Here is a 12,856-nt window from a genome sequence, read left to right on the forward strand (position 1 = left end):
CCATAAGGTTAATTAAATTTGCCAACTTATAAATAACCTTAGTTCCATTGAAGTTAGCAGCCATTCCAAGGGTATCTACAATCTCCAAGGAAGATTTTTTAGAACACTATTTTAAACCACAGAAACCTGTGGTGATAGAGTGTGCTATAGAAAATTGGCCTGCATTTGAAAAATGGAGCCTTGACTATATCCGTGAGGTTGCCGGAGATAAAGTTGTGCCGTTGTATGATGATAGGCCTGTGAACCATGAAGATGGTTTTAATGAGCCGCATGCAAAAATGAAGATGTCCGAGTATATTGATTTGCTAAAGGCCAAACCTACCAAATACCGGATTTTTCTTTGGAATGTTTTAAAGGAAGTGCCTCAGCTTCAAAAGGATTATGAGTTTCCAGATTTTGGGCTCACTTTAAAAAAGAAGCTGCCCATGCTCTTTTTTGGGGGTAGGGATTCGTTTACTTTTATGCACTATGATATTGACATGTCCAATATTTTCCATTTTCATTTTGAAGGGAAAAAAGAGTGTATTCTGTTTGCCCCATCTGAAACTAAATACTTGTATAAAGTCCCCAATTCGCTTATTACGCATGAAAGTATAGATTTTGATAACCCGGATTTTGAAAAATGGCCAGTGCTAAAGCAGGCCAATGGTTATAAAACGGAATTGAATCATGGAGAAGTACTGTTTATGCCCGAAGGTTATTGGCATTACATGAAGTATAAAACGCCAGGATTTTCTATGAGCCTTAGGTCTTGGCCAAAGAACCCGATAAATTTTGCAGAGGGGCTTTATAATGTTTTCATAATGCGTAATTTTGATATTTTAATGAGAAAAATTCGAGGTCAGAAATGGATAGACCAAAAAAATAAAAAGGCAATAGAGCGAACCTCTAAGAGGGCTTCTAGATAATTTTTTGTATATCCGTTTCCATAAAAAAACACTATAAATGAAATTTTACGTTTTATCCATTTGCTTACTTCTTACCACTACCTTTTTATCTGCACAGGCCTATGAGGGCAGAGATGACCAAAAGTTTCAAGTAGGTGCCAATTTACAAAACCACGGTACGGGAATTATGGCTTCATATGACTTTGGTTTGGGTGAAAATATATCTATTGGAGCTACGGCAACGTATCTTTTAGGTATTGATGAAGGTATATCGGCTAGTACTTGGGAACGTTTTGATACAAAGGCACGCTTTAGTGCTCATTTAGGGAATATTATAGGTCTTAGTGATGAGGTTGATATTTACCCTGGATTGGATTTAGGTTTGAAAAACTTTGGTTTCCATATGGGAGCGCGTTATTTCTTTTCTGATGGGTTGGGTATTTACACCGAACTTGGTTTTCCCATTGCCAAATACAAAATTGAAGACTTAGAACCGGCCGAAAAACTGCACAACCAGTTCATGGTTAATATTGGTGCGGTTTTTAATTTTTTATAGGTCTGATTTTTCTTTTTCTAAGTGGCTTACGGCACAAGTTCTTTGAGTTTTTCATAGACCAAATGGCTCTCCCATCCTCTGTATAAAAGGTAATCCGCTAACTTTTTCTTTCGCCTTAAAGGGTTTTGGTCCGTAATTTGAGAAAGTCTTTTCTCTGCCAGGGCGTCTAATGTCTTTAGATAGTCTTCTGAGTCTATCTCTTTAAGAGCTGTGGTGATATTGTATTTTGATATATTACGTTGTTTAAGTTCGCTTACAATACGTTTTTTGCCCCATTTCTTTATTGCGAATTTACCTCTTGCAAAACTTTGGGCAAAGCGTTCTTCGTTTAGGAAGTTCTCATTGATCAGGTGAACTACGATTTGATCTATGGCTTCGGGAATCATTCGCATTTCTCTAAGCTTTGCAACTACCTCCTTATGACAGCGGTCCTGATAGGCGCAATAGCCTTCTAGTTTTCTTTTGGCTTCTTCAATGGAATAAGCGCGTTGTTCGTGCATAAATAAATTCTGGTTTTGCCAATGGCTCGTGAAGCAAAAATACAATTTGAAGTGGTAAGGATACGAACTTAAAATTTAAATATAAGGCATAAAAAAAGCGACCATCGTTGCTGAAGGTCGCTTTAAAACTTTTAATATATGGTTTTACCGTCTTTATCTTTAAAACGGTATTCAAGATACGTATACGCATCTCTAGGTTGTATTTTAATCCATTTTTTGTGTTCTAAGAACCACTTAGAACGCATGGAAGGAAAGCCTTTAGTAATATAGGCCGCGATAAACGGATGAATATTAAGTGTAATTCCGTTATCTTTTTTAGGGCCTTTCAACAACTTTTCAAGGTCGGCGTTAATTTTGTCTATCAAAACAATTGGGGCTTCAATTTCTTTCCCGTTACCATTCGGATTTTCCTCGGTAGTCTTGATGTTCATTTCGGGCCGTACCCGTTGCCTTGTAATCTGTATAAGTCCAAATTTACTTGGAGGTAATATTTTGTGCTTTGCACGATCATCTTTCATCTCATCCCTAAGATGGTCAAAAAGCTTTTTACGGTGCGGCGCTTTTACCATGTCAATGAAATCAACAACGATAATACCGCCCATATCACGCAAACGCAATTGTCTGGCTATTTCTGAAGCTGCCAGTAAATTTACCTCTAAAGCGGTGTCTTCTTGATTTTTGGCCTTGTTAGAACGGTTACCACTGTTTACATCTACAACGTGTAGTGCTTCGGTATGTTCTATAATAAGATAAGCGCCTTTACTCATACTGGCGGTGCGGCCAAAAGAAGTTTTTATTTGTCGCTCAATTCCAAATTTTTCAAAAATAGGAACAGAAGAATTATACAGTTTAACTATGGATTCCTTTCCAGGTGCAATTTCTAGCAAGTAATCTTTGATTTGCTCATAAAGGGTTTCATCATCAACATTGATTCCTGTAAAAGAATCATTGAAAATATCCCTAAGGATGGAAGATGCCCTGTTGAGTTCAACCAACACTTTTGAAGGCGTGTGAGCCTTGTACAATTTTTTACACATTGTTGACCATTTAGCCAACAAATTTTCTAGGTCTTTGTCTAGTTCCGCTACTTTTTTGCCTTCGGCCACTGTTCTTATAATGACGCCGAATCCTTTAGGTTTTATACTTCTTACCAGTATTTTTAACCTTTCTTTTTCTTCGCTACTTCCTATTTTTTGAGATACGGAAACACGATCGGAAAAAGGTACCATTACCAAATAACGCCCCGCTATAGAAAGTTCGGAGCTAATTCTTGGTCCTTTGGTTGAAATAGGTTCTTTAACGATTTGAACCAATAACGACTGATTTGCCTTGATGACGTCTGTAATAACGCCATTCTTATCAATGTCTTTTTCGAATGGAAAGTTGGCTAGCGAGTAATCCGTAATTTTATTGGTACTCACGCCCTTTATGAATTTTAGCATAGTGGCCAATTGTGGGCCAAGGTCATGATAATGCAGAAAAGCATCTTTCTCATAACCAACATTAACAAAGGCAGCGTTTAGACCTGTTACGGGCTTACGAACCTTTGCCAAGAAAATATCACCAACGGAAAAATCGTTGTTGTCTTCTTCTTTATGCAATTCAGTGAGCTTTCCATCTTTTAAGAGGGCAAAATCGACGGCATCAGAACTAGATCTTACGATTAATTCTCTATTCACCTGAATGTATTTGTATTTGTCAATACTTATTGAATGAAATAAGTAGACAAATAGATTAAACAATAATTGAAACGAATCATAATGACTCGCCGAGATTTTCTGTAATCTCTATGTCAATGAACGTATGGGGTGAAAAAACAAGCAAAGGGGTTGAAAATTTTCAACCCCTAGCAACTATTTTTTCTTGTGTCGGTTAGCTCTCCTGCGCTTCTTGCGCTTGTGGGTAGCTACCTTATGTCTTTTTCTTTTCTTACCACTCGGCATAAAATTCTACTTTAAGTTAGTATATTTATTTTACTTGTACGTTGCTTTTGACACCTTCTACAAAAACCTTGGCAGGCTTAAATGCAGGAATATTGTGTGCCGGTATTTTAATTGTAGTGTTCTTGCTAATGTTTCTTCCGGTTTTTTCGGCTCTTGTTTTAATGATAAAACTACCAAAACCGCGAAGATAAACATTGTCACCACTTTCCAAAGAAGATTTCACCTCTTCCATAAAACTTTCAACTGTGGCCTGTACATCACCTTTTTCAATTCCCAGCTTGTCTGAGATCTTCGATACAATTTCTGCTTTCGTCATCTTTCGTGTTAAATTTTCAGTATAATTTTTTTGGGATGCAAATATATAAATTAAAATTAATCTTTCGTGCTAAAGGGTTAATTTTAAGTCGTTCACCTTCACTTTTCAATTTATGCCCATTCTTGGGTATGCATATCATTTAATAAACAATTAATTTCGTGCCATAGCAGTTACAAAAATGACATTTTCAGAGCGAATTCTTGTTTGGTATAAAGTAAATAAAAGAACCTTGCCGTGGAGGAGCACAAGGGACCCATATAAGATATGGCTTTCTGAGATTATGTTGCAGCAAACACGGGTGGTTCAAGGTACTCCGTACTACTTAAAGTTCATTCATAATTACCCTAAAGTACATGATCTTGCAAACGCTTCCGAGGAGGAAGTTTTAAAGCTTTGGCAGGGTTTGGGCTATTATTCAAGAGCACGAAACTTACATGCTACGGCTAAGATGGTAGTTGGTGAATATGGGGGTAAATTTCCTGATACCTATAAAGAATTACTGTTGCTCAAAGGAGTGGGGGACTATACGGCAAGTGCAATTTCATCTATTTGTTTTGATCGGTCCGAACCAGTCGTTGATGGTAATGTTTATAGGGTGTTGTCCCGTTATTTTGGAATAGATTTACCCATTAATAGTACCGAGGGTGTTAAATATTTCAAAAAGTTAGCCAGGGAGGTCATGAATGTGCAGAACATTCGTGATTATAACCAAGGAATCATGGAATTTGGAGCTATTCAATGTTCTCCCAAAAGTCCGGATTGTAATTCTTGTCCTTTGAATGAAAGTTGTGTAGCGCTACAAACTAATAAGGTGGCAATACTCCCGGTAAAGTTGAAAAAGACTAAAGTTCGCAATAGATATTTCAATTATGTGGTTTTTATATCGGAACGAGGGGAAACAGTACTCGAACAGCGAAAAGGTAAAGGAATATGGCAAAATCTTTGGCAATTTCCACTTGTGGAGTCAGATAGTGAACTTTCAAAACCTGCTTTGGAGGAGGAGTTAAGTACTTTATATTGTAGTACGGAAGTGGTTTCTGTGGATAAGTTTAATACAGATGCTATTGTTCATAAGCTATCGCACCAACATTTATATACTACATTTTGGATTGTACATACAAAAAGTGAGGTCAAGGACAGCGTCTCATTTGAAGACGTTGAGAACTATCCTGTACCCGTTCTTATTGCTGAGTTTTTAGCTCGGTTTGGAAAGAAGTAGCTTTTGGTAGCATGCCTAACCTTTTCCATTTTCTGTTGACCTTTGCATAAATTATAAAAATCGTAACAGAATCACTTGGTACTGAAGGCTAAAAAACAAGTATATTTGTAGATTCAAATTGCAAAAAAAAGGAGACTATGAGTGGTACATTGAATAAAGTAATGTTAATTGGCCATTTAGGTGATGAGGTGAAGATGCATTATTTTGAAGGCGGAGGATGTATTGGGCGTTTTCCTATAGCTACAAATGAAACCTATACCAACAAGCAAACCGGGGAACGCGTTACAAATACGGATTGGCATAATATTGTAGTACGAAATAAGGCTGCTGAAATATGTGAAAAGTATTTAAGTAAAGGTGATAAAGTTTATGTTGAGGGCCGTTTGAAAAATCGCCAATGGCAGGGTGAGGACGGTAATACACGTTACAGTACGGAAATACACGTTCAAGACTTTACATTTCTTACTACAAAGAAAGAAAGTATGTCAAATCAGCAATCTGGTGGGCAACAACCACAACAAAATGCCGTTACAAATACAAGTAACAGCGTACAATCTACTCCGTTATCCAACTCTGAGCAGGAAGATGACCTTCCGTTCTAAGAAAAAAATACGTATTTTTAGTATCCCCGCTAGAAATACAATTAAATGCTATGAAGCAAGTATATTCAGACAATTGTAGTTTTATAGAATCTTTGGACTCTACCAATTTATGTAATGGGCAGAAGTTCAGGTTTACGTTGCATTCACAAACCACTGTTTATTCCTAAATTTTTGGCCGTTGGACCCTGACCCCCTTAGTTTAGTACCTTATTTTATTACTTTAGTAGGTGCTTTTGCATTTGAAATTACAATTCTTGTTGTTCTGCTTATGTCGTCTGCACTTGTTTCTGGAGCGGAAGTCGCTTTTTTTGGGCTTTCCCCAACAGATGTAAATGAGATTTCTGAAGAGAAAAGTGTTCGGGGTAATATAATCGTTAAACTTCTTGATCGACCAAAAAAATTATTGGCTACTATTCTTATCGCTAATAATGCCATTAATATTGGGGTGGTACTGCTATTCAGTACCATTGGTAATTCTGTTTTTGCAAATGTTGAGTTAGAATGGGTACGGTTTCTTCTGGAGGTCGTTGTTGCTACTTTTTTAATATTGATGTTTGGTGAGATTTTACCAAAAGTCTATGCCAACCGCAATAGAAAAGCGTTTGCCCACTTTATGTCTTACCCTCTTAATGTATTGGATTTTATGTTCAGTCCGTTGAGTCTTCCTATGCGGGCGGGTACCCTATTTTTATATGATAAGCTGGGCAAACAAAAATCTAATTTAAGTGTTGATCACCTTTCTCAAGCATTGGAATTAACTTCAGATGGTGATACCACCAAAGAGGAACAGAAGATATTACAAGGTATAGTAACCTTTGGAAATACGGATACCAAACAGGTAATGCGTCCGCGTATAGATATCTTTGCGGTTAGTGAGGATATGAAGTTTCTTGATATTTTAGCGGAGATCAAAAAGCATGGGTATTCTAGGATTCCTGTTTTTTCGGAGAATATGGACAATGTTCTGGGAGTGCTCTACGTTAAAGATTTGTTGCCCTATATAGATAGAAAGACCTTTAATTGGATGACGCTAATCCGTGAACCCTATTTTGTTCCGGAAAACAAAAAGCTAGATGACTTATTACTAGAGTTTCAGGAAAAAAAGAACCATTTGGCGGTAGTCGTAGATGAGTACGGAGGTACATCTGGTATTGTTACCTTAGAGGACATTATAGAAGAAATAGTAGGTGATATAAGTGATGAATTTGATGATGAAGACCTTATTTTTTCAAAACTAGATGATTTTAATTTTGTTTTTGATGGGAAGACTGCGTTAAAGGATTTTTATCGCGTAGCTAAAATTGATAATGAAACCGAGTTTGAAGAGCAAAAGGGAGAATCTGAAACCATTGCCGGTTTTGTGCTTGAAATAGCAGGGAGTTTTCCCAAAAGAGGAGAGGTCATAGTATTTAACGAATATCAGTTTGTAGTAGAAAGCCTTGATAAAAAGCGGTTGAAGCAAATAAAAATAACGTTGCCCCAAGATGTACAGATATAGTTTTTTTCTTTTACTGGTATTCATATTAGCTATTGGCTGTAAAGAGGAGGTCTTGCCAAAACCTAAAGCGCAACTACGTTTGGAATATGAGGCTCCAAAGCAAGGAAAATTGCAGGCGGAATATTTTATATTCGATTACAATACCAAGGCCAAAATAAAAAACCAAACAAAGACTTCTCTAGTTTTAGGGTACCCGGAGATGAAGGGTGAGATATACATTAACTATAAAAAGGTAGAGAACAATGTAGAAAAGTTGCTCGCTGATGCCCAAAGATTAAGTTATGAGCACTCCGTAAAAGCAGACGGTATATTGGAACAGCCTTTTGTAAATGAAGAAAACGGTGTTTACGGTATGTTTTATGAGGTTACCGGTAATGCCGCATCACAAGCACAATTTTATGTTACCGATAGTACTACTAATTTTGTAACAGGCTCATTATACTTCTACACGAGACCTAATTATGATTCTATATATCCAGCGGCAGCCTATCTTCAAAATGATATTCGTGGGATTATGGAAACTTTAAAGTGGAAAGAATAGTTAGGGGGTAGGCGCTGTACGCTTCAAACTTTACTTTGTTTTTTCTTCCGAAAAACTAATGTTTCATATTAAATTTGGGTAATTCTAAATATGAATCCGTTTTGATTGATTCGTATTTTAGATGAAATGGAAAGTAATGTTCCCTTTCGTTTGAAATATTTATTCTTTTGTTATCAAAAAGTTAACCGTTTCGAAGTTTATTATAATAAATTTGTATTATTATACTTACAAAGTTCACCCTATTTTTAATTCTCAATAATACTTAATGTCTTTAATCTATATCATCCAACGACTAAAAGAAGTAAATAGTTTAACCAAGCACGAGCAACTGGTGCACGGTGTTATAGAAGCTTTGGATTCTGGGGAGCTATCGGTTGGAGATAAATTACCTTCCATAAACAAAATGGTGTCCGACATTGGCTATGCAAGAAAGACAATAGTTAAAGCATATGAGGAATTAAAGGAAAGAGGACTGGTAGAATCTAAAAAATTAAAAGGATATTTTATTATAAGTGATGAAACCAAGGTTACTTTAAGAATAGCCTTGCTTTTATTTTCTTTTCAGCGTTTTCAAGAAGATTTTTATAATACGTTTAGAAAAGAGTTGGGGAAACGCTATCAAATAGATGTTTTTTTTCATCACAATAATGTTTCCGTTTTTGAAACTATATTTAATAATATTAGAGGGAAGTACGGAATGTATGTGGTTGCGCCTATTCCAGACCAGGTAATCAAACCCTTACTTGAAACAATTGAACCTCAAAAATTATTGATAGTTGACCGGTATTTGCCCATGCCGGAAGAATATTCCTATATCTCTCAGGAATTTGAGGCAACTACGTTTGATAAGTTAACAGAGCTGCTTCCGGAAATTAGAAAATATAAGAAGCTGGTTCTTTTTTATGCTGAAAATAGAGATTACCCACGCGGTATTCTGTTGGCTTTTCACAGGTTCATTGCAGATTATGGTATAAACGGCGTGGTGTTAGAGGATTATATTGAAGGTTCTCTTGAAAAGGATACGATCTATTTCTTCATTAATGACGCTTCACTCTGGGAGTTGCTTAAGGATTGCCATAATTCTGATTTAGTAGTAGGGCAAGATGTGGGTGTGCTATCTCATAATGATCATATAATTAAGGAAATTGCTTTTGGGGGCATTACTACAATCTCTACGGATTTTAAAGATATGGCTACAATGGCGGCCCATCACGTAAAAAATAACATGGTTTCTAAAACTATTGTAACTTCTAAATTGTTTAAGCGTAATTCACTTTAATATTGATTCAGTATCGGGTTTTACTGTAGAAATTCAAATTTCTGAATTTTGAAATATCCATTTTTTAGCTCTTAAATTGAGTATTTCTCATTTTTGGGAGAATAAATTGTTTTCAGTATCAAAAAATTTCTTATTTTTGCTTTGTAGCATAGTGTAGCATAGATTCTTTCTGCGGTGTTAAATATTTTGTTGCTCAACACCTTTAAATTTTAGTATTATCAAAAAAAAGGGGGTAACTTGTATTATAATGCCGTTAAAGTGTATTTGTCTAACACTAGGCTTAATTTTGTTTTTAGTCTTTCTTAACGTTCTCAAGGGTGTTAGGTAGGTCAAGGAACAAAAACTACTAACTCAATTTATTACTAACTTAAACTACTCATTATGAACCAGAACTTTAAGAGATTGAATAGGGTTCGAACACACCGTATTGTGCTCGTAGCTTTATTCTTCTTAAGTGTTGCGTCCTTATGCGCACAAACCACAATTTCAGGTACTACTTCTGACGACCAAGGCGTATTGCCTGGTGTAAACGTATTGGTGAAAGGGACTACCGTTGGAAGCGTTTCCGATTTTGATGGAAATTACAGTATAGAGGTGCCGGAAGGCAGCTCTGCTTTGGTTTTCTCCTATGTGGGGTATTCCAAACAAGAAGTGGCCATTGATGGCCGATCAACAATCAATGTTACCTTGGCCGAAGATGCTCAAGCACTCAGCGAGGTGGTGGTAGTTGGGTACGGTACTCAACGAAAGGCCGATTTAACAGGCGCTGTTGGGTCGCTTGGTAGCGCAGAGATTGTTTCAAAACCTATTACTAGTCCTGATCAGGTACTTGCTGGTACACTATCTGGGGTTAATATTACTAATAGGAGTGGGGATCCAGGGGCACCAATTAACGTGCGTATTCGTGGTATAGGAACACCTGGGGTTAACGATCCATTATGGGTAATAGATGGGGTGCCTATTGTACAAACGAGTAACATCACGGTAAATACCTCTTCTACTACTGATTCTAATCCACTTGCAGGTATTAATCCTAGCGATATAGAATCTATTGATGTTCTTAAGGATGCTGCTTCAGCTGCTATCTATGGTGCTAGAGCGGCAAATGGAGTAATTATAGTAACTACCAAAAGAGGTAAGGCAGGTGATGCAAAAGTTAATTATGATGGCTATACTTCTTTTAGTCAAGTAAGAGATAGATATGATGTTTTAAACGTAGAACAATATATTGATATTCAAGGTGAATTAGGAAGAGATGTATCTGAATTCAGTGGCTCCCAATTTGTAGATTGGCAGGATGCAATATTTCGTACTGGTTTTGTTCAGAATCACAACGTTACTGTAAGTGGAGGTAGTGAAAATGCAAATTATTTAATATCTGGGGGATATCTTAATCAAGAAGGTATAGAAGTAGCCCAGGGTTTTGATAGGTATTCTTTTAAGGCTAACTCTGATATTAAAGTTGGAAAGAGATTGCGTTTTGGAGAGTCTTTATTAATTAGTCAGACAGATCGCTTGGTTCAAAGTGAAGGGGCATTCTTTTCTGGTTTCAATTCAGCTCTAAATGCACCATATTATAAAATTTATGGTGATGGGCCTTTTGGGTACAATCTAGAAAATCCTGATACAAGTGGTGATGGTACAGGAAACAATTACTTAATGAGGAATGATGAACGTCTTAATAGTACAACTATAAGGAATAGAAAGGTTTTAGGTAATTTTTATGGAGAGTTAAAAATTCTCGAAGGATTGAAATTACGTGCTTCTTTAGGATTGGATTACAATGTTGGTCGAGGGGAGTATTATCAGGCAGCTACTGATTATTCTGGAAACAACCCAAGACAATCGCTTTTGGTGTCTTCTCGCCCCGTTGAATTAACACTTACGCCTTCAACTACATTACAGTATGATAAAACTTTTGGTAGTGACCATAGCATTTCTGCTCTATTCGGTTTTGAACAGACAGATTTCAGGTTTGATAAGGTAAGGTTACAAGGGCGTGATCTTTTTAACCAAAACTTTGCAGGTACTGGTTCAACCGTTTCTGGGGCTAATGAAGCTGACAATTGGGTACTACAAGGTTGGTTGGGACGTCTGAGTTATAATTATCAAGGTAAATACTTGGCAACGTTTAATGTTCGTAGAGACGCCACTTCAAGATTTGCAGAAGGTAATCGAGATGATTATTTCCCGTCAGTTTCTGCTGGGTGGAGAATTTCGCAGGAGGAATTCTTTCCAAAAGAAGGATTTGTGGACGATTTGAAGGTTCGTGTTGGATGGGGACAATCTGGTAATCAATTTACAGGATTGAACTTTGCTTATTTGTTAGCACTGAACAACAATATTAGGTACGTAGTGGGAGATAGTCAGGATACTAAAATAGCCCCAGCACCTACAAATTTTGCAAATCAAGATCTCAAATGGGAAACAAGTACACAGCTAGATGTTGGTATAGATGGTGCTTTCATGGATGGAAAATTGAATATGACGGCTGATTATTATAGTAAAGTAACTCAAGACGTATTACTTGGTCTTCCCGTTCCATATGTTTCTGGTTTCTTCTTGCCTGTAGATGCTAACGTGGGTGAGATTAAGAACTCAGGGGTGGAATTTTCGGTTAACTATGGAGATGAAATAGGGGATTTCAACTTTAGTGTTGGAGCAAATATTACCACAGTAAAAAATGAAGTTACAGATTTAGGAGAAATAAATCAGATTGTTACAGGTCTTGGAGGGCCTGATACGCACCGTACAATAGTTGGTGAAAGCTTAGGTCATTTTTACGGCTATAAAACTGATGGTCTGTATCAAAATGATGCTGAGGTCGCTGCTGCGTTGCCTGATGCAAATGGAACTCCTTCTCCGGGAGATATCAGATTTGTTGATGTAAATGGAGATGGAAAGGTAGATTCGGACGATAGAACCTATTTGGGAAGTCCTTTTCCAGGTTTTTTCTACGGATTTAATTTTCAAGGTGAATATCATGGTTTTGACTTTTCGGTTAACTTTAGAGGAGTTGGTGATCAGCAAGTTTATAATCAAGCGCGTACGAGCTTGGAAAATTTAGATGGCGCGAATAATTTTAGTACCCAGGTTTTAGATCGATGGACAGGAGAGGGAACAACCAACTCTAGTTCTAATCCAAGACTTGTTAGAAATGATCCGAACGGTAATAATCGTTTTTCGGACCGTTGGGTTGAAGACGCGGGTTATTTGCGTATTCAAAATATCCAATTTGGATATAGTCTTCCCTCTGATAAGCTAAAAGGCTGGACAGGTGATTTTGTTTCTAGAATGCGGTTTTATGTAGGTGTACAGAATCTTGCGACATTTACTAAGTATTCTGGTTTTGACCCTGAAGTGGGCCGTACTCAGAGTTTCCAAAAAGGTGATTTTACATTGGCTAGCGGTCAAGATGGTGGGGCTTCTCCATTACCAAGAATAGTACAGTTAGGCTGGTCAGTTACATTCAATTAGAACCTTGTTAAAGTCATTTAATATAAAAATATAGCTAT

General features: G+C 37.0%; 11 protein-coding genes. 8 read left to right on the forward strand and 3 right to left on the reverse strand.

Features of this window, described 5'->3' with window-relative positions:
* Nucleotides 1-47: 47 nt before the first annotated feature.
* The gene (locus P0077_RS09720; RefSeq protein ID WP_276168984.1) at nucleotides 48-908 is read left to right on the forward strand and encodes a cupin-like domain-containing protein; all 861 of its coding nucleotides are present in this window, start codon (nucleotides 48-50) and stop codon (nucleotides 906-908) included.
* 37 nt (nucleotides 909-945) lie between these two features.
* The gene (locus P0077_RS09725; RefSeq protein ID WP_276168985.1) at nucleotides 946-1,443 is read left to right on the forward strand and encodes a DUF6646 family protein; all 498 of its coding nucleotides are present in this window, start codon (nucleotides 946-948) and stop codon (nucleotides 1,441-1,443) included.
* Nucleotides 1,444-1,469: 26 nt separating this feature from the next.
* Here P0077_RS09725 and P0077_RS09730 read toward each other — a convergent pair whose 3' ends face one another.
* The 3 genes from P0077_RS09730 to P0077_RS09740 all read right to left on the reverse strand — a co-directional run bounded on the left by P0077_RS09730 (nucleotide 1,470) and on the right by P0077_RS09740 (nucleotide 4,202).
* Nucleotides 1,470-1,943 (reverse strand): regulatory protein RecX, encoded by a 474-nt coding sequence (locus tag P0077_RS09730; RefSeq protein WP_276168986.1) that lies wholly within the window; start codon nucleotides 1,941-1,943, stop codon nucleotides 1,470-1,472.
* Nucleotides 1,944-2,074: 131 nt separating this feature from the next.
* Nucleotides 2,075-3,622: an Rne/Rng family ribonuclease gene (locus P0077_RS09735; protein WP_276168987.1), complete on the reverse strand. Its 1,548-nt coding sequence runs from the start codon at nucleotides 3,620-3,622 to the stop codon at nucleotides 2,075-2,077.
* A 289-nt stretch (nucleotides 3,623-3,911) separates the two neighbouring features.
* The gene (locus P0077_RS09740; protein WP_038236075.1) at nucleotides 3,912-4,202 is read right to left on the reverse strand and encodes an HU family DNA-binding protein; all 291 of its coding nucleotides are present in this window, start codon (nucleotides 4,200-4,202) and stop codon (nucleotides 3,912-3,914) included.
* Nucleotides 4,203-4,380: 178 nt separating this feature from the next.
* Between P0077_RS09740 and mutY the strand changes: the two genes are divergently transcribed.
* The 6 genes from mutY (at nucleotide 4,381) to P0077_RS09770 (ending at nucleotide 12,818) form a co-directional block, all read left to right on the forward strand.
* Nucleotides 4,381-5,421, forward strand: coding sequence for an A/G-specific adenine glycosylase (gene mutY, locus P0077_RS09745; protein ID WP_276168988.1), 1,041 nt, complete (start codon nucleotides 4,381-4,383; stop codon nucleotides 5,419-5,421).
* Nucleotides 5,422-5,558: 137 nt separating this feature from the next.
* A complete protein-coding gene (locus P0077_RS09750; RefSeq protein WP_276168989.1) occupies nucleotides 5,559-6,023 on the forward strand; it encodes a single-stranded DNA-binding protein in 465 nt (154 codons plus the stop codon).
* A 178-nt stretch (nucleotides 6,024-6,201) separates the two neighbouring features.
* The gene (locus P0077_RS09755) at nucleotides 6,202-7,521 is read left to right on the forward strand and encodes a gliding motility-associated protein GldE (RefSeq protein WP_432422807.1); all 1,320 of its coding nucleotides are present in this window, start codon (nucleotides 6,202-6,204) and stop codon (nucleotides 7,519-7,521) included.
* Nucleotides 7,508-8,062 (forward strand): gliding motility lipoprotein GldD, encoded by a 555-nt coding sequence (gene gldD, locus P0077_RS09760; RefSeq protein WP_276168990.1) that lies wholly within the window; start codon nucleotides 7,508-7,510, stop codon nucleotides 8,060-8,062. The genes P0077_RS09755 and gldD overlap by 14 nt, the downstream gene beginning before the upstream one ends.
* 265 nt (nucleotides 8,063-8,327) lie before the next feature.
* The gene (locus P0077_RS09765; protein WP_276168991.1) at nucleotides 8,328-9,341 is read left to right on the forward strand and encodes a GntR family transcriptional regulator; all 1,014 of its coding nucleotides are present in this window, start codon (nucleotides 8,328-8,330) and stop codon (nucleotides 9,339-9,341) included.
* Nucleotides 9,342-9,722: 381 nt separating this feature from the next.
* Entirely contained in the window at nucleotides 9,723-12,818 is a 3,096-nt protein-coding gene (locus P0077_RS09770; RefSeq protein WP_276168992.1) for a SusC/RagA family TonB-linked outer membrane protein, read from the forward strand.
* Nucleotides 12,819-12,856: the final 38 nt, after the last annotated feature.

Origin of the sequence: Zobellia alginiliquefaciens, from assembly GCF_029323795.1 — a bacterium.
In the GTDB taxonomy this organism is placed as follows: Bacteria; Bacteroidota; Bacteroidia; order Flavobacteriales; family Flavobacteriaceae; genus Zobellia; species Zobellia alginiliquefaciens.

Bases quoted from the DNA above. Each gene is read 5' to 3' on its own strand.
- P0077_RS09740 (WP_038236075.1), bottom strand. From the start codon at position 4,202: ATGACGAAAGCAGAAATTGTATCGAAGATCTCAGACAAGCTGGGAATT.
- P0077_RS09730 (WP_276168986.1), bottom strand. From the start codon at position 1,943: ATGCACGAACAACGCGCTTATTCCATTGAAGAAGCCAAAAGAAAACTA.
- P0077_RS09765 (WP_276168991.1), top strand. From the start codon at position 8,328: ATGTCTTTAATCTATATCATCCAACGACTAAAAGAAGTAAATAGTTTA.
- gldD (WP_276168990.1), top strand. From the start codon at position 7,508: ATGTACAGATATAGTTTTTTTCTTTTACTGGTATTCATATTAGCTATT.
- P0077_RS09770 (WP_276168992.1), top strand. From the start codon at position 9,723: ATGAACCAGAACTTTAAGAGATTGAATAGGGTTCGAACACACCGTATT.
- mutY (WP_276168988.1), top strand. From the start codon at position 4,381: ATGACATTTTCAGAGCGAATTCTTGTTTGGTATAAAGTAAATAAAAGA.
- P0077_RS09725 (WP_276168985.1), top strand. From the start codon at position 946: ATGAAATTTTACGTTTTATCCATTTGCTTACTTCTTACCACTACCTTT.
- P0077_RS09750 (WP_276168989.1), top strand. From the start codon at position 5,559: ATGAGTGGTACATTGAATAAAGTAATGTTAATTGGCCATTTAGGTGAT.